22 protein-coding genes are annotated in these 18,676 nt (G+C 61.6%); 15 read left to right on the top strand and 7 right to left on the bottom strand.

All coding sequences use genetic code 11. The features are described 5' to 3' along the window. Positions 1-41: 41 nt before the first annotated feature. From O3298_RS27025 to O3298_RS27010, 4 genes are read left to right on the top strand one after another with little or no spacing between them, the layout of a single operon-like run. Positions 42-161 carry a cytochrome oxidase small assembly protein gene (locus O3298_RS27025; RefSeq protein ID WP_218965284.1) on the top strand — a complete coding sequence of 40 codons (120 nt, stop codon included), beginning with the start codon at positions 42-44 and terminating at the stop codon, positions 159-161. Next, the gene (locus tag O3298_RS27020; RefSeq protein ID WP_099409817.1) at positions 158-730 is read left to right on the top strand and encodes a cytochrome c oxidase assembly protein; all 573 of its coding nucleotides are present in this window, start codon (positions 158-160) and stop codon (positions 728-730) included. The genes O3298_RS27025 and O3298_RS27020 overlap by 4 nt, the downstream gene beginning before the upstream one ends. A gap of 9 nt (positions 731-739) precedes the next feature. Continuing rightward, complete coding sequence (locus O3298_RS27015) at positions 740-946, top strand: DUF2970 domain-containing protein (RefSeq protein ID WP_077399736.1); 207 nt, start codon at positions 740-742, stop codon at positions 944-946. Between the two features lie 40 nt (positions 947-986). Further along, the gene (locus O3298_RS27010; protein ID WP_099665459.1) at positions 987-1,847 is read left to right on the top strand and encodes a cytochrome c oxidase subunit 3; all 861 of its coding nucleotides are present in this window, start codon (positions 987-989) and stop codon (positions 1,845-1,847) included. A 123-nt stretch (positions 1,848-1,970) separates the two neighbouring features. Here O3298_RS27010 and O3298_RS27005 read toward each other — a convergent pair whose 3' ends face one another. Continuing rightward, a complete protein-coding gene (locus tag O3298_RS27005) occupies positions 1,971-2,171 on the bottom strand; it encodes a twin transmembrane helix small protein (RefSeq protein WP_034748996.1) in 201 nt (66 codons plus the stop codon). Between the two features lie 36 nt (positions 2,172-2,207). Between O3298_RS27005 and O3298_RS27000 the strand changes: the two genes are divergently transcribed. The 6 genes from O3298_RS27000 to O3298_RS26975 are packed head-to-tail and all read left to right on the top strand — an operon-like array spanning position 2,208 to position 7,376. Then, positions 2,208-2,966: an SURF1 family protein gene (locus tag O3298_RS27000; RefSeq protein ID WP_305060998.1), complete on the top strand. Its 759-nt coding sequence runs from the start codon at positions 2,208-2,210 to the stop codon at positions 2,964-2,966. After that, on the top strand, positions 2,947-3,570 hold the full coding sequence (locus O3298_RS26995) for a cytochrome C oxidase subunit I (RefSeq protein WP_305060997.1): 624 nt from the start codon (positions 2,947-2,949) through the stop codon (positions 3,568-3,570). The genes O3298_RS27000 and O3298_RS26995 overlap by 20 nt, the downstream gene beginning before the upstream one ends. A gap of 18 nt (positions 3,571-3,588) precedes the next feature. Then, positions 3,589-4,764: a heme A synthase gene (locus O3298_RS26990; protein WP_305061070.1), complete on the top strand. Its 1,176-nt coding sequence runs from the start codon at positions 3,589-3,591 to the stop codon at positions 4,762-4,764. Further along, the gene (cyoE, locus tag O3298_RS26985) at positions 4,765-5,664 is read left to right on the top strand and encodes a heme o synthase (RefSeq protein WP_070258805.1); all 900 of its coding nucleotides are present in this window, start codon (positions 4,765-4,767) and stop codon (positions 5,662-5,664) included. After that, the gene (locus O3298_RS26980; RefSeq protein ID WP_305060996.1) at positions 5,661-6,254 is read left to right on the top strand and encodes an SCO family protein; all 594 of its coding nucleotides are present in this window, start codon (positions 5,661-5,663) and stop codon (positions 6,252-6,254) included. Before cyoE ends, O3298_RS26980 begins: the two co-directional genes overlap by 4 nt. Positions 6,255-6,296: 42 nt before the next feature. Next, positions 6,297-7,376 carry an AI-2E family transporter gene (locus O3298_RS26975; protein WP_099665455.1) on the top strand — a complete coding sequence of 360 codons (1,080 nt, stop codon included), beginning with the start codon at positions 6,297-6,299 and terminating at the stop codon, positions 7,374-7,376. Here the strand turns inward: O3298_RS26975 and O3298_RS26970 are convergent. The 3 genes from O3298_RS26970 to nhaR form a co-directional block, all read right to left on the bottom strand. Next, positions 7,373-8,713 (bottom strand): hemolysin family protein, encoded by a 1,341-nt coding sequence (locus tag O3298_RS26970; RefSeq protein WP_099668233.1) that lies wholly within the window; start codon positions 8,711-8,713, stop codon positions 7,373-7,375. The genes O3298_RS26975 and O3298_RS26970 overlap by 4 nt on opposite strands. A gap of 120 nt (positions 8,714-8,833) precedes the next feature. After that, complete coding sequence (locus O3298_RS26965) at positions 8,834-10,168, bottom strand: MFS transporter (RefSeq protein ID WP_305060995.1); 1,335 nt, start codon at positions 10,166-10,168, stop codon at positions 8,834-8,836. Positions 10,169-10,292: 124 nt separating this feature from the next. Then, the gene (gene nhaR / locus O3298_RS26960; protein ID WP_305060994.1) at positions 10,293-11,207 is read right to left on the bottom strand and encodes a transcriptional activator NhaR; all 915 of its coding nucleotides are present in this window, start codon (positions 11,205-11,207) and stop codon (positions 10,293-10,295) included. Positions 11,208-11,324: 117 nt separating this feature from the next. Between nhaR and O3298_RS26955 the strand changes: the two genes are divergently transcribed. The 5 genes from O3298_RS26955 (at position 11,325) to O3298_RS26935 (ending at position 14,918) form a co-directional block, all read left to right on the top strand. Continuing rightward, positions 11,325-12,398 (top strand): DUF475 domain-containing protein, encoded by a 1,074-nt coding sequence (locus O3298_RS26955; RefSeq protein ID WP_076568380.1) that lies wholly within the window; start codon positions 11,325-11,327, stop codon positions 12,396-12,398. A 131-nt stretch (positions 12,399-12,529) separates the two neighbouring features. Then, on the top strand, positions 12,530-13,105 hold the full coding sequence (locus O3298_RS26950) for a TerD family protein (protein ID WP_070222543.1): 576 nt from the start codon (positions 12,530-12,532) through the stop codon (positions 13,103-13,105). A gap of 78 nt (positions 13,106-13,183) precedes the next feature. Further along, positions 13,184-13,879, top strand: coding sequence for a TIGR00266 family protein (locus O3298_RS26945; protein WP_251351058.1), 696 nt, complete (start codon positions 13,184-13,186; stop codon positions 13,877-13,879). 34 nt (positions 13,880-13,913) lie between these two features. Next, a complete protein-coding gene (locus O3298_RS26940; RefSeq protein ID WP_099665451.1) occupies positions 13,914-14,495 on the top strand; it encodes a TerD family protein in 582 nt (193 codons plus the stop codon). Between the two features lie 204 nt (positions 14,496-14,699). Further along, on the top strand, positions 14,700-14,918 hold the full coding sequence (locus tag O3298_RS26935) for a hypothetical protein (RefSeq protein WP_034784905.1): 219 nt from the start codon (positions 14,700-14,702) through the stop codon (positions 14,916-14,918). 70 nt (positions 14,919-14,988) lie between these two features. Here the strand turns inward: O3298_RS26935 and O3298_RS26930 are convergent, their stop codons facing one another. The 3 genes from O3298_RS26930 to O3298_RS26920 all read right to left on the bottom strand — a co-directional run bounded on the left by O3298_RS26930 (position 14,989) and on the right by O3298_RS26920 (position 18,607). Beyond that, a complete protein-coding gene (locus O3298_RS26930) occupies positions 14,989-16,641 on the bottom strand; it encodes a patatin-like phospholipase family protein (protein WP_099665450.1) in 1,653 nt (550 codons plus the stop codon). A gap of 273 nt (positions 16,642-16,914) precedes the next feature. Further along, on the bottom strand, positions 16,915-17,769 hold the full coding sequence (locus O3298_RS26925) for a DUF3667 domain-containing protein (RefSeq protein ID WP_305061069.1): 855 nt from the start codon (positions 17,767-17,769) through the stop codon (positions 16,915-16,917). 139 nt (positions 17,770-17,908) lie between these two features. Further along, positions 17,909-18,607, bottom strand: a complete 699-nt coding sequence (locus O3298_RS26920) for a helix-turn-helix transcriptional regulator (RefSeq protein ID WP_305060993.1) — start codon at positions 18,605-18,607, stop codon at positions 17,909-17,911. Between the last annotated feature and the right edge of the window lie 69 nt (positions 18,608-18,676).

Raw genomic sequence — 18,676 nt, 5'->3', positions numbered from 1 at the left:
GGCCGGCGCCGCTGCCGGCCCCTTTGAATAGAGTGCCTGCCATGACCGAAGTGAAAACTGAGCGCAAGAAACCGAACAACCTGCGTACGGGACTGATACTGGGGGCCCTGGCGGCCTTCTTCTTCCTGTCCGTCTTCGCCAAGCGGCTGTGGCTGTCGTGACGACGCCCCACCAACAGGAAACACGCGGCCTGAACCGCAAGATGCTGGGCAAGCTGCTCGTCATTGCCGTGCTGATGTTTGGCTTCGGCTATGCCCTGATTCCCGTCTACAAGCAGATTTGCGAAGTGATGGGCATCAACGTGCTGACGCAAAAAGATGGCACGGTGGCGTACGACAACAATACGCAAGTCGACACGACGCGCAGCATCACCGTCGAGTTCGATGGCAATGCGCAGGGGCCATGGCGCTTCCGCCCGACCGTGTCGAGCATGCAAGTGCATCCGGGCGAACTGGTGACCGTCATGTATGAAGTGGTCAACACGCAAAACCGCGTCGTCAATGCGCAAGCCATCCCCAGTTACGCGCCGCAGAGCGCCACGCCGCATTTCAAGAAGGTCGAGTGCTTCTGCTTCAAGCAGCAGACCTTGAAACCGAAGGAAGCGCGGCAGATGCCGGTGGTGTTCTTCCTCGATCCGGCCCTGCCGAAAGAGGTCAAGACCATCACCCTGTCGTACACGTTTTTCGAGATTGCCGGTCTGAGCCAGGCTCAGACGCCGGCCGTCCAATAGGAGAGTGTCATGGGCGAATCCGCCAAACCGGAAAAAGCGTCGTTCCTGTATTCGCTGCGGGCCGTCGTGTGGTCATTCACGGGTCTGCGCCGCAAGAGCGATTTCGACACGGATTCGGCCAAGCTCAATCCCGTGCACATCGTCATCGCCGGTTTCCTGGTGGTGGCTTGCCTGATCGGCATCTTGATTTCAATTGTTAAATTCGTCGTTTTATAAATTATAAAAAACCACCCTATAAGTTTTTGAGGAGATGATGATGAGTTCCAACCACGCCGCCGTACCCTATTATTTCGTGCCCGGCCCGTCGCGCTGGCCCATGCTGGGCGGCGCCAGCCTGCTGCTGACCATGATCGGCGCCTCGGCCTGGGTCAACGACGTCTCCTGGGGGCCGTACGTGAATTACCTGGGCATCGCCGGCATCCTGCTGGTGCTGTATTTCTGGTTCGGCGACGCCATCAGCGAATCGGAGCAGGGCCTGTACAGCGAGCGCATCGATCACTCCTTCCGCTGGAGCATGAGCTGGTTCATCTTTTCGGAAGTCATGTTCTTCGCCGCCTTCTTCGGCGCCCTGTTCTATGCGCGCAGCATTTCCATGCCGTGGCTGGCCGACCTCGACCACAAGGTGATCTGGCCCGACTTCGCTGCCCACTGGGGCAATACGGGCCCGGCCGGCACGGTGCAGGAATTCACCACCATGACGCCGTTCTGGATTCCGACCATCAACACGGCCTTGCTGCTGACGTCGGGCGTCACGCTGACCATCTCGCACCACGCCTTGCGCGCCGGCCACCGCGCCATGACGGCACTGTTCCTGTTTGCCACCATCGTGCTGGGCGCCATCTTCATGGGCTTCCAGGTGTATGAATACATCCACGCTTACAGCGAACTGAACTTGAAATTGACGTCGGGCATCTACGGCGCCACCTTCTTCATGCTGACGGGCTTCCACGGCTTCCACGTGACCCTGGGCGCCATCATGCTGTCCGTCATCCTGTACCGCGTGCTGAAAGGCCACTTCACGCCCGAGCACCACTTCGGCTTCGAAGGCGCCGCCTGGTACTGGCACTTTGTCGACGTCGTCTGGCTGGGCCTGTACGTGGTCGTGTATTGGTTATAATGGCGGGGCAGGGCGCGCGTGGTTGTTAGGCGCGCCGGCACCATAAAAAAAGCCGTATCGGGACATCCCGGGTACGGCTTTTTTCTTAGTATGAAGAATTTGCCAATCAGGCAATGTCGGGTGTTAATGAATTCCAGTGGGCTGGATGTAGCCCAGCTTGTGCGCCAGCAGGATCAGCAAAAACAGGGTGATCGACAAGCCCACGCGCAGGGCCAGCGCCTGCACGGTGCGGTTGCTCTTGCCCTTGTCGCGCATGAGGAAGAACAGGGCCGAGCCCAGGCTGCCCAGGATCAGGATGAAGGCAATGGCAACGAGGATTTTCATGGATGGTAGCGCCTGGCTTGAGGAGGTTTCATTGTAATGCGTATCCGCTTCCATTTTAGATGGATTCCATTTGTTGTAATGCTGCTACTGGTGGCGCTGGGCGTATCCCTGGCGCAATGGCAGCAGCGCCGTGGCGATGAGAAAGTCGCCCGCGCCGCCCGCCTGGAAGCGGGCAATGTGGCCGCGCCGCTGTCCTTGACGGCCGCGCCCCTGTTGCCGGCCGACGCGCAAGCGATCGAATACCGCAGGGTTACCGTCACGGGCCATTTTCTTCCCGCCTGGACGGTGTACCTGGACAACCGCCCCTACAAGGGGCAAGCGGGCTTTCACGTGCTCACGCCGTTCCAGATCGACGGTTCCCCCATGCACGTGCTGGTGGCGCAGGGCTGGTTGCCGCGCAACAATGCCGAGCGCACGCGCATCCCCGACTACGCCACGCCCACGGGCACCGTCACCATTTCCGGCATCGCGCGCCTGAATGCGGGCCATGTGATGGAGCTGGGCACGGCGCCGGCCCTGGCGCCGCACGCCATCGTGCAAAATGCCGATATCGCCCAGCTGGAGCAAGCCAGCGGCCTGGCCTTGCAACCTTTTATCCTTGAACAAACAGCTGATCCAGTCGATTCGGCAGCCACGACGCCAGCGTCCAGCCAGCTTCCCGTGCGCGACTGGCCGGCGCCGGACCTGGGCGCCGACAAGCACCGCGGCTATGCATTCCAGTGGTATGCACTGGCACTGATGGCTTTTCTATTTTTTGTCTTTACAGGATTTCGACGTGCAAACAAACAGCCCTGACGCAACGCAAGACAGCAGCAATAAGCAGGTACAAGGACGGTGGAAACTGCTGGCTGTGGTGGCCGTATGCGCCTTTCCCATCATCGCTTCGTATTTCACGTATTACATCATCAAGCCCACGGGCCGCAACAACTACGGCGCCCTGATCGACCCCCGTCTGCATCCGATACCGGAAGCCCAGCTGCAGGTGACGGAACTGGACGGCAAGGCCGCGCCGCTGGCCCAGTTCAAGGGCAAGTGGGTGCTGCTGCAAACGGGGCCGTCCGATTGCCAGGAAGCATGCAAGAAGCAATTGTTTGACATGCAACAACTACGCCTCATGCAGGGCAAGGAGCGCGAACGCCTGGAACGGGTCTGGCTGGTGACGGATGCGCAGCCGCTCGACACCCTCGTGATGCGCGAATTCGACGGCACCAGCATGCTGCGCGTCAATAGCGACGCCCTGAAAGCCTGGTTGCCCGTGGAAGCGGGCGGCAAGACGAGCGACCATCTGTATTTGATCGACCCGCTGGGCAATCTGATGATGCGCTTCCCGAAAGATGCGGACCCGAACAAGATCAAGAAAGACATCGCCAAGCTGCTCAAAGCTTCGGCGATCGGTTGAGGGGAACGCATGCCGACGATGCATCTCTCCGCGCTGGCCCAGCTGGGCTTGACTGGTCTGCTGGTGGCGTTGCTGCCGCTGACCATGGTCTGGGTGTCCGCGGACGCCAACAAGTACCGCAAGCTCGTCTGGATCGCCGTCTTTTTGACGGTCGACCTGATCATGTTCGGCGGTTTTACGCGCCTGTCCGATTCCGGCCTGGGTTGCCCTGACTGGCCTGGCTGTTATGGTTCTGCCAATCCTTTCCTCGCGCACGAGCACATCGTGGCGGCGGAAACCCTGATGCCGACGGGCCCCGTGACGGTCGTGAAAGCGTGGATCGAAATGACGCACCGCTACCTGGCCATGGCCATTGGCGTGCTGATCGTGGCGATGATGGTGCAGGCGTGGCGCCAGTGGAAGAAAAGCAAGCGGCAGGAATTCGCTCCCGCGCTGCCGACGGTGCTGTTCCTGTTCGTCTGCCTGCAGGGCGCGTTCGGCGCCTGGACCGTCACCCTGAAGCTGCAACCGGTGATCGTCACCATCCACTTGCTGCTGGGCATGGGCTTGCTGGCCATGCTGACGTGGCTGGGCGGACGCCAGGACCATGCCGTGGCGCCTATCAAGCGCGCCGATGCGGATGCTGCTGTGCTGCGCCCCGTGCGCGCGCTGGCCGTCATGTCGCTCGTGCTGTTGACGGTACAGATCGCGCTGGGCGGCTGGGTGAGCACCAACTACGCCACCCTGGCTTGCACGGATTTCCCCCTGTGCGGCGGCAAGGTGATTCCGGAAATGGATTTCGAGCATGGTTTCCATTTGTGGCGCGAACTGGGCAAGACGGCCGCCGGCCATTACTTGCCGTTTTCCGCGCTGACGGCCATCCACTGGGTGCACCGCAATTTCGCCTTCATCGTGCTGGCCGGCATCGGCTATACCGTGTTGCGCGCATGGAAACTGCCGTCCTTGCGCGGCACGGCCCGTTGGGTGGCGCTGGTGCTGGCCCTGCAGGCGGCCACGGGCCTGGCGACCATCTACCTGAGCTGGCCGCTGTCGATTGCCGTCATGCATAACGGCGGGGCGGCGCTGCTCGTGTTATTGCTGACCATGTTAAACTACAAGGCTAAATTCCAACTCGATGTCGCGCGCAATGTTCAGCGCGCTTGCGCCGCCGCGCCAGTGCCCTCGGCACCAGCCAGTCCTTCCCGTACCGCATAAATGACTACTCAGACCATCAGCCGTAAACCTTCCCCCCGCATCGCCCAGTATTGGGCGCTGACCAAGCCCCGCGTGACGCAGCTGGCCGTGTTTTGCGCCGTCATCGGCATGTTCCTGGCCAGCGAAGAGTTGCCCGACTGGCACGCGGTGGTGTTCGGCACCATCGGCATCTGGCTGCTGGCCGGCGCCGCGTTTGCCGTCAATTGCCTGGCCGAGCGCGAAATCGACGCGCGCATGGCCCGTACGGCGCGCCGCCCCATGGCCATGGGCGACATCACGGTGAAACAGACGGTCGTGTTCGCGCTGGTGATCGGCGGCCTGGGCATGGCGATCCTGTACCACCTGGTCAATCCGCTGACCATGTGGCTGACTTTTGTCACCTTTGTCGGCTATGCCTTGATCTATACCATGGTGCTCAAACCGGCCACGCCGCAAAATATCGTCATCGGCGGCCTGTCCGGCGCCATGCCGCCCGCGCTGGGCTGGGCGGCCGTCGCCAACGACGTGCCGATGCAGGCCTGGCTGCTGGTCCTGATCATTTTCGTCTGGACGCCGCCGCACTTCTGGGCGCTGGCCATGTACCGCCGCGACGATTACGCGCGCTCGGGCTTGCCCATGCTGCCCGTCACGCACGGCTTGAAGTTCACGCAATTTCACGTCTGGCTGTACTCGATCGCGCTGGCCGCCACCACCTTGCTGCCGTATGCCGTGCGCATGAGCGGCCTGATCTACCTGGCTTCGGCCGTGGTGCTCAACGCCGGCTTCCTGTATTACGCGTGGAAGATGTACCGCCACTACACGGACTTGATCGCGCGCAAGGCCTTTACGTTTTCCATCATCTACCTGGCCTTGCTGTTCGCGGCTTTGCTGGTCGACCACTACATTCCCCTCGGAACATGAAAAAAATCCTGACACTGTTGCTGGCGGCCGCCCTGGTCGCCGTCCTGGCCGGCTGCGGCAAGCCGGCCGCGCCCAAGCTGGCCTTCAAGAACACGGACGTGACGGGCCTCGGCTATGCGCGCGAGTTCGCGCTGACGGACCACACGGGCCACCCGCGCACCCTGGCCGACTACAAGGGCAAGCTGGTGCTGATGTTCTTCGGCTACACGCAGTGTCCCGACGTGTGCCCCACTACCATGGCCGACATGGCCCAGGTGATGCAGGAAATGGGTCCGCAGGCGGAGCAGGTGCAAGTGCTGTTCGTCACCGTCGACCCCGAGCGCGACACGCAGCAATTGCTGGCGCAGTACGTGCCCGCCTTCGACAAGCGTTTCGTCGGCCTGTATGGCGATGTGGCCGCGACGGCCAAGGTGGCCAAGGAATTCAAGGTGTATTACGCCAAGGTCGAGGGCGAGACGGACGAAAGCTACACGGTCGACCACACGGCCGGCACCTATGTCTTCGACCGCGAAGGCAAGATCCGCCTGTTCGTGCGCCACGGCGAAAAGCCTGCCGCCATCGCGCACGATCTTAAACTTCTGCTATCCTGACCTGGTCGCGCCCCCGGGCGCCATCTTCAGGATACGCAGTACATGGATAAACGTTTCGAGCCCCACGCCCGTCTGGCAGCCATCATCTTTTTGTTGATCGGCTGCTTTTTCGTCTTGCGGCCCTTCCTCGCCGCCATGCTGTTTGCCGCCTGCGTGGGCATTTCCAGCTGGCCCCTGTACCTCCTCCTGCTCGAACGCCTGAAAGGCCGGCGCAACTGGGCCGCCGCCATCATGACCCTGTCCCTGATCCTGGTCATCGTGCTGCCGCTGGCCCTCGTCACCTACAACCTGGCCGACAATGTGTCGCGCATCTATGAACAGCTGCGCGCGGCGCTGGAATCGGGCGGCCTGCATCCGCCGGCCTGGCTGGCCAGCATACCCGTGGTGGGCGAAACCATCGACGGCTATGTGCAGCGCCTGCTGGCTGACCGCGAGGAATTATTGAATTTGGGTAAGACCATGCTGGAACCGGCGCGCCACTTCCTCGCTTCCGGCGGCATCCTGCTGGGCACGGGCCTGGCGCAGACCAGCCTGGCCGTGTTCGTCAGCTTCTTCCTCTACCGCGACGGCCAGCAGCTGAGCCGCGCCCTGATGACGGGCGCAGGCCGCATCATCGGCGACAGCGCGCCCGGCGTGGGCCTGACCATCAGCCGCACCGTGCGCGGCGTCATGTACGGCTTGCTGGGCACGGCGCTGGCGCAAGCGCTGGTGGCGGTGGTGGGTTTCCTGATCGCCGGCGTGCCGGCCGTGGCGCTGCTGGGCGTGGCTACCTTCATCTTTTCGCTGATTCCCGTGGGCCCGCCCCTGATCTGGGGCGGCGCCGCCATCTGGCTGTTTACCGACGGGCAGACGGGCTGGGGCATCTTCATGCTGGTGTGGGGCGCGCTGCTGATCAGCGGCGTGGACAACGTGGTCAAACCCATGTTGATCAGCCGCGGCAGCAGCTTGCCGTTCCTGCTGGTGCTGCTGGGCGTGCTGGGCGGCGTGCTGGCCTTCGGCTTCGTCGGCATCTTTATTGGCCCGACCCTGTTGGCGGTACTGTACAGCTTGCTGCAAACGTGGACGGTGGGCGAAACCACCGTGCCGCAGGGTAAGGATACGCTTACCTTGAAAAAAGATTAATCGCGCAAGTCCGCATCGAGGTCGCGTTCCTGTTTCGGGATCACCTTGATCAGCACGATGCGGGGCCCGTTCATCTTCTTGACGACGATGTCGAAGTCGACGAAGGTGATGCGCTGGCCCTGCTTGGGAATATCTCCCAGCTTGACCATGATCAAGCCGCCCACCGATTCCACGTCGTCCAGCCCCAGTTCCTCGTTTTCGATATCGATGCCGAGGATGCGTTCGAGCGAAAAGATGGGCAGGCTGGCCTTGCCGATCAGGGTGCCGTCGCTTTGCTTGAGCCAGTCGTTTTCATTGCGGCGGAATTCATCGCGGATTTCGCCGACCATGGCGCCGAGCAAGTTATCCAGGGTAATGAACCCCAGCGGGCGCTTGCCCTTCTCGCCGATCAGGGCGAAGTGGGGCGCGCCGTCGCGGAAGCGGCGGAACAGTTCCAGCGCCGGCGTGCGCGCGGAAATGACGTCGACGGGACGCAGGAAGGGCGTGAGCGAGGTGATCGGCTTGCCCGCCTGCTGGGCAAAGAACAGGTCCTTCAGGTGCACCACGCCCAGCACGTCGTCTTCATTCGTGTCGAAATACGGGTAGCGGCTGAAGCGGTTGCGCAGCACCGTGTCGAGGTTTTCTTCCAGCGTGTTGGACGCGTGCAGGGCGATCACTTCATTGATCGGGCGCATCAGATCCGACACCGTCATTTGTTCGAAATCAAGCGACTGCGCCAGGATGTTGCGCTCGTCGCGCGTAAATTTCTCGCCCGGCTGGCTGGTGCGCAGGATCAGTTTCAGTTCTTCGGACGAATAATGGGCGTCGTGGCCGCCCTTGCCGGACAGGCCCGCCAGGCGCAGCACCCAGTTGGCGCTGGCGTTGAGCAGGTAGATGGCCGGGTACATGGTCCAGTAAAAGCCGTACAGGGGAATCGCGCTCCACAGGCCGACGGCTTCCGGGTTGCGGATGGCCATCGATTTGGGCGCCAGTTCGCCCACGACGATGTGCAGGAAGGAAATCACGCTGAAGGCGACGACGAAGGACACGCCGTGGATCAGCTCTTGCGAGGTGACGCCGATCGCGCCGAACAGGGGCTCGAGCAAGCCGGCAAAGGCCGGTTCGCCGACCCAGCCCAGGCCCAGCGACGCGAGGGTGATGCCCAGCTGGCAGGCGGACAGGTAGGCGTCCAGCTGGCCATGCACCTTGGCCAGGATGCGGCCCCGCAGCCCCTGTGTCTTGGCGATGGCGCGGATGCGCGTGCGCCGCAAGGTGACGATGCCAAACTCGGCGGCAACAAAAAAACCGTTCAGCGCGACCAGGAAGAGGGCGAGCAGGACTAGCAAGACATTGTGCATGGGGGCGCTGAAGATGGGCTGTAAAAACGACATCTTAAACGACGAAGGGCGCCATAGCCTAATTTAGCCGCGCTCGCCGCCCGTGCAGGCGGGCGTGCGCGGCAGGTTTTTCACGCTTGTTCAGCCTTTGGCCGCCGTTTGCGGCCCGCCGCGCATGGCAAACACCATGACGGCCGAGACCACCGCCGGGATGGCGACGACGAGGAAAATCGTGCTGTTGGGCCAATTCAGGCGGATCAGCTCGCCACCGAGCACGGGGCCGATGATGGAGCCGATGCGGCCCACGCCCAGGCTCCAGCCGATGCCCGTTGAGCGCAGGGTGGTCGGATAGTAGCTGGCCGCCAGGGCGTTGACGGCGGGCTGGCCACCCACCACGCAAAAGCCGGCGATGAAGATCGTGATGAACAGGAAGGCCAGCGACACGTCCGGGCGGCCGATCAGGGCAATGGCGACGGCGGCGACGAGGAAGCACGGCAGCAGGATGCGGCGGAAGCTGGAGCGGTCGATCAGCTGGCCCATGACGAGGGTGCCGATGGTGCCGCCCACTTGCAGGGCCGTGCCGGCCAGCACGGCGTTGGCCGTCGACAGTCCCGCTTCCTTGGCAATCGTCGGCAGCCAGTTCGACAGGAAATACAAGTTCAGCAAGTTCATGAAGTTGATGACCCACAACAAAATCGTCATCTTCGCGCGGCCGCCCGTAAACAATTGCAGCACGGGCGCGCCCTTGTGTTCCTTTTCATGCACGACATACTGGGTTTCGGCCGTGATGCTGACCGTCGGATCGATGCGCTTGAGCCACTTGGCGACTTGATCCAGCTTGCGTTTCTTCAATACCAGGAATTGCATCGATTCTGGCAGCAGGAAGAACATCAGCACGCCGATCACCAGCGGCACGACGCCGCCCACGTAAAACACGGATTGCCAGCCGAATGCGGGAATCAGCGCGGCGGACAATAAACCGCCCAGCACGGCGCCCAGGGTAAAGCCGCAGGAGACGAGCATCATCAAGGTGACTTTCTTGCGCAGCGGGCTGTATTCGCCGGCCAGTGCCATGGCGTTCGGCATCACGGCGCCCAGGCCCAGGCCCGTGATGAAGCGGATCAGCTGCAATTGTTCGATGGTGGTGGCCAGCGGCGTGACGAGCATGCACAGCGAAAAGAAGATGGTGGAGCCGATCAGCACGGGACGGCGGCCGAACTTGTCGGCCGTGATGCTGAAGACGAGCGAGCCGACCAGCATGCCCAGCAAGCCCGCGCCGAACACGGGCCCCAGGTTGGCTTTGCTCACGTGCCAGTCGGCAATGATGGCGGGCGCCACATAGCCCATCGCCTGCACGTCGAAGCCATCCATGATGACGCACAGCCCGCACAGGATCAGCATGCCGATCTGGAAGGAACCGATCTTGTTGTTGTTGATGAGATCGGGAATATCGATCGTCTTGCCTGCCGTGGACATGGTGCCGCTCCTGTTTTTTTATGGTGGTCGTGCCCTGCCTGCGAGGGAGGGGCGCGTGTTTGTCTCAGGCTTCATTACAATCGCTTTTGATTAATTATTCAAACGTTATTTTCGAATGGATTTATCAGGTTTCCTTGTGAATCTTCGGCTGGCCCTGGATGGCCGCCAGGATGACGTCGAGGGCCGGATGCATGATCTTGCGCTCGTTGGAAATGACGTAAAACTGCTCGCGCAGGGACGAGGCGTCGCCGACCAGCACGGCGCCGAATTGTTCCTCGATATCGGCCGCCAGGCTGGCGGAGGCGAAGAACAGGCCCAGGCCCTTGCGGCCGAACGCGTTGAGCATGGCGTTGTCCTCGAATTCACCCACCACGTCGGGACGCACGCCTTGCTGCACCATCCATTCGTCGATGCGCCCGCGCAAGGCGTTGTTGCGCGCGGGCAGTAAAAAGGGGGCGCCGTGCAGGCTGTGCGGGAAATTGTCGCGGTACTGGGCGGCCAGCGCGGGGATGCCGAACAGCTTCATGGCGCTCTCGCCCCACAGGTGGCTGGAGACGCGCAGGCTGGCGCCGGCCGGCACGGCGCGGTCCGTCAACACCAGGTCCAGCTTGTGCAGGGCCAGGTCGGCCAGCAGGGATTCGAATTCATCTTCCAGGCACACCAGCTTGACGGGCTTGTCCAGGCTGCGCGTGGCGTCGAGCATGCGGTACGCCATCAGTTTCGGCAAGGAATCGGAAATGCCCACCGTCAGGCGCATCTTTTCCGCGTCGGTGTCGGCCAGCGCTTCCTGCATCTGCTCGCCCAGCAGGAAAATCTGGTCCGCGTAGCCGAGCGCCAGCCGGCCCGCTTCCGTCGGCACCAGGCGCCGCCCCTGCGGCTGCAGCAGCGACTTGCCCAGTTCCTTTTCCAGCAGGGCCAGCTGGGTGCTGATGGTTTGCACGGCCAGTCCCAGCCGTTCAGCCGCGCGCGTCACGCCGCCTTCCTTGGTGACCACCCAAAAGAAGTACAAATGGCGGTAATTGAAACCGGTGGTTTTCATCGCTGCATCCTCTATCTTCTGTTTTTACGAAGTAATACTTCCATTATCTTCTATTTTTAAATGTGTCACACGTCCCTATACTACGTTCCATTGAATTTGGATAAAGGGGAACTATCGATGAAACATTTCAGAGTGTCATTTCTAGTGACATTTATCTGCCTGGGCATTTCCGCCTGGTGGGGTTACACGCACGGCGGCGTGCAGACGATGCTGGCGGCGCTCGGTATCGCGGTGATCCTGGGCGTGATGGAAGTCTCGCTGTCGTTCGACAACGCGGTGGTCAACGCCTCGGTGCTGAAGAACTGGGACAAGTTCTGGCAGGGCTTGTTCCTGGGCGTCGGCATCATCATCGCCGTCTTTGGCATGCGTCTGGTGTTCCCGCTGGTCATCGTGGCGCAAGCGGCCGACCTGGGCTTGATGGAAGTATGGAATCTGGCACTGAGCAATCCTGAACAGTATTCGATGCACCTGACGAATCACCATGCGGAAGTGGCGGCCTTCGGCGGCATCTTCCTGCTGCTGGTGTTCCTGAACTTCCTGCTGGACTCGGAGAAAGAAACGCACTGGCTGGGCCGTATTGAAGAAAAACTGGGCGCGCTGGGCAAGATCTCGTCGATTTCCGTGATGATCGCGCTGGGCACCCTGATGGCGAGCCTGTCGATGATCGAAGAAGGCCAGAAACTGGTGGTGCTGACGGCCGGCCTGTGGGGTATTTTGACCTACGTGGGCGTCGATGTGGTCAGCGGCTTGCTGGAAGGCGATAACGGCGACGGCAACGTGGGCGACATCGTCAAGCGCGGCGGTATTGGCGGCTTCCTGTACCTGGAAGTGCTCGACGCCTCGTTCAGCTTTGACGGCGTGATCGGCGCGTTTGCCATCACCAAGGATGTCGTGATCATCATGCTGGGCCTGGCGATCGGCGCGATGTTCGTACGTTCGATGACGGTGTTCCTGGTGCGCAAGGGCACGCTCGACGAGTTCGTTTATCTGGAGCACGGCGCGCACTATGCGATCGGTATCCTGGCCGTGATCATGTTGGTCAGCATGAAGTTCCACATTCCCGAGATATTCACGGGTCTGATCGGAGTGGCCTTCATCCTCGCCTCGCTGTGGTCGTCGATCCGCTACAAGCGCAGGATGGCCCTCGAAGAAGGCCGGACGGAAGCGCTGGAAGCGGTCAAGGCAGTGTAAAGAATGCGCGACAAACGACTACACCCGTTTGTCGGCAAGTTGTAGCAAGCGTCGCCGCCGGCCTGGGGAGTCAGGCCGGTGGAGGACGCCAGGTGTTTGGTCTTACACAACCCACATAGGAGTAATACATCATGGCAATCAGTCTGCAAAAAGGCGGCAACGTCAACCTGAGCAAGGAAGCCCCTGGCATTTCGAAGATGATCATCGGCCTGGGCTGGGATGCCCGCGCCACCGACGGCGCCGCGTTCGACATCGACGGTTCCGTGTTCCTGCTGAAGGCCGACGGCAAGGTTCGCGCCGACGTCGACATGATTTTCTACAACAACCTGAAATCGAGCGACGGCTCCGTCACCCACTCGGGCGACAACACCACGGGCGCCGGCGATGGCGACGATGAAACCGTCGTCGTCGACCTGGCCACGGTGCCGGCTGAGATCGACAAGATCGCCGTCTGCGTCACGATTCACGATGCCGAAGCGCGCAAGCAAAACTTTGGTATGGTATCGAAGGCGTACGTGCGTTGCGTGAATGCCAACGGCAACACGGAAATCGCCCGCTTCGACCTGTCGGAAGACGGTTCGGCGGAAACGGCCATGGTCTTCGGCGAAATCTACCGCAATGGCGGCGATTGGAAATTCAAGGCCATCGGACAGGGTTACAAGGGCGGTTTGGGTCCTTTGGCAGCCTCGTTCGGCGTCGGCGTCTAAGTCGTCAATAGTAAATAGTACAGGCGGTCCGCAGTGCGGTCCGCCGCCATCACCATCATCGTTGAGGAAGGAATAGGTATGCCAGTTTTCAATATTACAGGGGACGTCGACCCGTTCCTGCATGTGTCGCTTGCCAAGGGCGAGAAGATTTATTGCGAATCCAATGCGATGGTGATGATGGAAACCAATCTTGAGCTGAAAGGCAAGATGACGGGCGGCATAGGCGCCGCGCTGATGCGCACCTTTGCCAACGGGGAATCGTTCTTTCAGCAGCATATCGAGGCCATGCGGGGCGACGGCGATTGTCTGCTGTCGCCCACCTTGCCCGGCGCGATGCGGGTGCTCGAGGTTGGCGCCCAGCAATACATGATCAGCGACGGCGCCTTCGTGGCGGCCACGTCTGGCGTGGAATTGAAGGTGCGCACGCAAAGCCTTGGCAATGCGCTGTTTGCCCAGAGCGGTGGTTTTTTCATCACCGAGACGGCAGGCAGCGGCCAGTTGGCGGTATCCGGTTTTGGCGCGATGTCGATACTGGAAGTGACGCCTGGCAAGGACGTGGTGATCGATAACTCGCACGTTGTGTGCTGGGACAACCGCCTGCAATACGAAATTTCCATGACGACCGGCAGCAGCGGCGGCTTTCTGGGTAACCTGATCAACAGCCAGACCAGCGGCGAGGGCATGGTGCTGAAGTTTTCAGGCACGGGAAAAATCCTCGTGTGCTCGCGCAACCGCGCAGCCTTCCTCGCCTGGACCCAAAGCAAGCCGGCGTAATCAAGCAGTAACCAACCAAACAGGAGCTATGCGTATGTCTGTCAATTTGAGCAAGGGCCAGAAGATTTCTCTGGACAAAGAAGCTGGTACCACCCTGACCCGTATCACCATGGGCCTGGGCTGGGATGCGGCCAAGACCAAGGGTTTCCTCGGTTTCGGTTCGAAGACGGAAGCCGTCGACCTGGACGCCTCGTGCGTCATGTTCGACGACAACAAGAGCACGTCCGACATCGTCTGGTTCCGCCAGCTGAAAAGCAAGGACGGCAGCATCGTCCACACGGGCGACAACCGCACGGGCGCGGGCGATGGCGACGACGAACAGATCAATGTCGATCTGTCGAAAGTGCCGGCGCACGTGAAGAGCCTCGTCTTCACCGTCAACAGCTTTACTGGCCAGAACTTCTCGCAGGTGGAAAACGCCTATTGCCGCATCTTGAATGCCAGCAATAACCAGGAAGTCGCGCGTTTCAACCTGTCTGTGCAAGGTTCCCACACGGCACAGATCATGGCCAAGCTGTACCGCCATAACGGCGAATGGAAGATGCACGCCATCGGAGAAAACGGCAACGGTCGCACCTTTGACGACTTAATGCCCCAGATTTCCGTGCATCTATAAAGGTCTGGCCAAATCTGCTGCGCGCCGCGATTTGCGGCCTGTGATGCTCACTGTGCATTCGCACAGCTGCGCTTCTCGGCCGCAACTCGCATTCGCTCGCGACGATTTTGCCAGACTTTATTAAGGAGCAGTACGCAGCGGGCGGGGGACGGACCGGATACCGGCCCTCGTCCGCTGCTCTATATTGAAGGAGAGTATGTCGTGATGCGATTGCTGATAGCCTTGCTACTTCCGTGTCTCACGTTTTTCATGCTGGGGCGCCCGCTGGCCGGTGCCGCTGCCTTGATCTTGCAGTGCACTGTGATCGGCTGGGCGCCGGCGGCCCTGTGGGCCCTGTACACGGTGAACCAGCATAAGACGGAGCAGGAACTGGAAGGTGCGTTAAGCCGCAGCTACATGCGCAGGCGTAGTCGGTTGATCTAAATCAACCGGGCGCCAGGTATCCTTGCGCTAAGGCCCGCACGAGCGATCGTGCGGGCTTTTTTGTGCGCGCTCACTTCTTGCAGCGGATCGGCACGTTCACGGAATTGCCGTCCGAGCTCAGGTTGCGGTACTGCAGATCTTCGCTTTCGATGGCGAAGCGGGGCACGGCGTGGACATAGCGCTGCTTGCAGACGGTGTCGTCATTGATCAGCTGGCCCGCCAGCATGTAGTCGCACAGGGCGAAGCGCGATTCCTCGTCGTCGAGGATCAGCACGCGCGCGGCGCTGTACAGGGCCGATTGCAACACTTCCGGGCTGCAATTTTCCGGGCCCGTCAGCTTCAGATGGGTTTTCGTCTGCGTGGCCAGCCGTTGCAGCTTGACGAGGGCGGCGCGTTCTTCCTTGCGGGCACTGTCGACGTGCACGTCTTCGCTGGCCAGGCGCAGCGCCAGCGAGGCGATCTGGTCGATGGAAATGTGCCAGGCAAAGCCTTCCAGCCGCGTGCGGATCTGGCCCGGCAAGGGATCGGCCGCATCGACTTCGCAGCGGTACTGGCCCAGATGGGGGCGGCACAGCACGGGGATGGCAAAGGCCGAGGTGCGCTTGCTCTTGACGAATTTCTGGCTCAGGTCGCCAAAGTTTTCATGCGTGATGGTATCGAAGCGGGCTTGGCCAAAGCCCATCTTGACGAGGTTTTCCTTGCGCTGGCGCGAAAACAGGGCGTCGACGGCGTCGTAGATATTCTTGTTGAAGATGCGGTCCAGCGGCTGGCGCTCGTCCGACATCTTTTCAAACACGGCGCTGGAATTGGGCGCGTTGGCATCGATGGAAATGAGGATGAAGGGCTTGCTGTTCAGGCGCGGCGGCACGACGGCCATGTCGTTGCCGTACAGCTGAGTCAGAGCCACGTCCCACAGGGTTTCCACGCCCAGGTTGTCGGCCGCGCCGCCATCGAACAGATGCACATAGGACGGCGATTCGCGCGACTCGGAACCGAGTTCCGGCACGAAACTGTTTTTCGGACGGAAACGCTCGAAGGTGACGGAATCGAACACGCCGGGAAAGGCGGCCGAGGTGGCCACGGCCGTGGCCAGGCGGATATCCTGGATCGGCGAATGCAGGGTGCTGTAGAAATACTCGTAGGAAAACACCACGCGCTTGCCGCCATCCGTGGCGTCCGTCGCGTTGGCCAGGAAGATGGGGCCGCCGTGCGGCAAGTCCTGGTAGGTTTTCTTGTCGTACAGCACATCGTCCAGCACGTCGGACAGGAACGAGGTGCGCGTCTTGTTCGTCAACAACATCGTCGTCAGGTTGGCGGGTTTCAAGATGGTCTGGCCAAAGAAATCCGTTTTCAGCTTGCTGCGCAGCAAGGGCCAGTCCGTCTGCTTGCCATGCAGCGCATAGTAGCCGCCCGCGATGGCGCCGCCCGAGACGCCGGAAATGGCCGAGGCGCCGCTGACGAGGCCGAACTGCTCCAGCTGTTCCAGCGAGGCGGCCGAGAAATTGGCTGCGCGGCTGCCTCCGCCGGACAGGGCGATGCCGATGAAGTGGTCGTTGGGCATGGGATTCTGGATGCGCGCCTTGGGCGCGTCGATGCGCAGGCGCGGGGTTTCCTGCACGGTAAATGTGCGGTTTTCGACGCCGCTGTTGGGGCGCAGGGCGAGTACCGTGCAGCCGCTCAGCAGCGCAACGAGGATAAATGGGGCGAACAAACGTGGATGCATGCGTGATCTGTGCGTAGTCAGGGGTTGGGATACGGACGGAAACGTGTGCGATTCTAGCAAACCCGGCAACAATCAGCTATTCAGCTATTCAGCTATTCAGCTATTCAGCTATTCAGCTGATAAGCGGACAGGGCAGCGCCGCTACGCCCGCAGGCATGGCCCGTGCGCCAGCACGCCCGGTGCCAGCGGCCACAAGCTATCGTCATTGATCTGCATCAATGGTGGAGCGTCCGCTGGCAGCAGGACCGCCAGAGCGCCTCTTGGTGGCGTAGCTTAATGCCGCAGCATCACGCCGATGGCGATGCAGGCCACGATCGCCAGGCTCATGGCGAGGCTGTAGGCGACCATCAGCAGCAGCCAGCGGCAGACGGTGGCGAGTTTGCCGCTTGGATACACGCGCCACATGGCCCAGGGCAGATAGGCCAGCAGCCAGGCGCCGAGCACGAGGCGGACCAGGTCGACGGGGATCAGGAGCATCAGCGCCATCGTGATGAAGGCGAAGGCATTCGTATGCAGGGCGAACAGGAAATGCTCGCCATAGCGCCGTCCGCTGCCCAGGTAGAGGATTTTCAGGAACAGGGCGAACAGCGGCATCAGGCAAAACATGGCGTATGGCGCGTAATGGAAAAAGCTTTCCACCACGAGTTTTTGTTTCTCGGCCGTGGGCAGTTGCTCAAAGTCTTGCCATTGGCGCGGCAGGGTGGGCGTCTGGCCCAAAATGCTGACCTGCATGGTCGATGTCTGGTTTTCCGGAGCTTGGCGGGGGCCATGGGCGCCTACCTGGGCTTGCTGGTCGTGGACGGTGAGGAACACGTCGGGACTGCTGAACTTGAGGATGGCAAAGAACAGGATGCTGAAGGTCAGGTAGACGCGCAGCGGCTCGACGTAGCGCACGCGGCGTCCCGCGAGGTATTCATTGCTGAGTGCGCCAGGGCGGAACAGCAGCAAGGCCAGGGTACGCCAGAGCTTGCCTTCGAGCGCCACATAATGGGCGACAAATTCATGCAGGAATTCGCGCGCGCTGGGCATGTGCACGGCCGTTGTCTGGCCACAGGCGCTGCAGAAGTTGCCTGGCGCATCGGTATGGCAGTTATGGCAGGTGCTGGCGGGATGCGTGCTGGATGACACTGTTTTCAAGATGGACTCTTTCCATGGCCGAAAGGTAAAGATGATCGCTCAAGGGCGCAGCATATGATGAATGAAAACAATGATAAAAGCGCATTTTTTCGCGTTCTAGTTGCTTCCGAGATACAAAGTCCTGCACCGTTCAGGCGCCACGGAAGGCGGCCAGCAGGCGTTGTTCACCGGCCGGCGTGAGGTGCAGGGCGCGGCTGTCGAGTTCGCGCTCGACCCAGCGCTGGCGCAGGGCCAGCTGCAGCAGGGCCGCCCCCAGCGCGCCGCCCAGATGGGCACGCCGTTCGCTCCAGTCCAGGCAGGCACAGGCGAAGCGGCGGCGCTGGCGCTGCAATTGCGGCACGTCGATGCCCAGGGCCGCCATGCCAGCCGCGCCCGCTTCCGACAAACGATATTCCCCGCCATCGTCCAGCAGCCAGCCTTGCGTGTGCAGCTGGTCATGCAGGGCGACGGCTACCGTGCCGGCCATGTGGTCGTAGCAGGTGCGCGCATGGCGCAGGCGGTCCGGCGTGGTGGGCGTAAACGGCGTCGCCGCCACGCCGGCCACCACCAGCAGCGCTTCGAGGGCCTGGCCCACCTCCATGCTGGCCAGGCGGTAGTAGCGGTGCTTGCCCTGCGCCAGCATCGACAGCAAGCCATCGTCGCGCAGCCGGCTCAGATGGGCGCTGGCCGTCGAAGCGCCCACCTCGGCCAGCGCCGCCAATTCCGTGGCCGTGCGCGCATGGCCGTCGAGCAGGCTGCACAGCATGCGCGCGCGGGCCGGTTCGGCGATGGCGCCGGCCAGTTGCGCCAGTCCCATGTCGGCCGTGCGGGCTTGATGCTTGTCATCCATGATTCGTCCGTTAGCGAAGTGTTGTGGTCGAAGGGCCAGCATACTCTGCTCCCTACCTCACTGCAATGG

The sequence above is a fragment of the Janthinobacterium sp. SUN137 genome (assembly GCF_030587265.1).
GTDB lineage: Bacteria > Pseudomonadota > Gammaproteobacteria > Burkholderiales > Burkholderiaceae_D > Janthinobacterium > Janthinobacterium kumbetense.
Note: the sequence above shows the minus strand (reverse complement) of the source record. Positions and strands in the feature narration are given on the sequence as shown.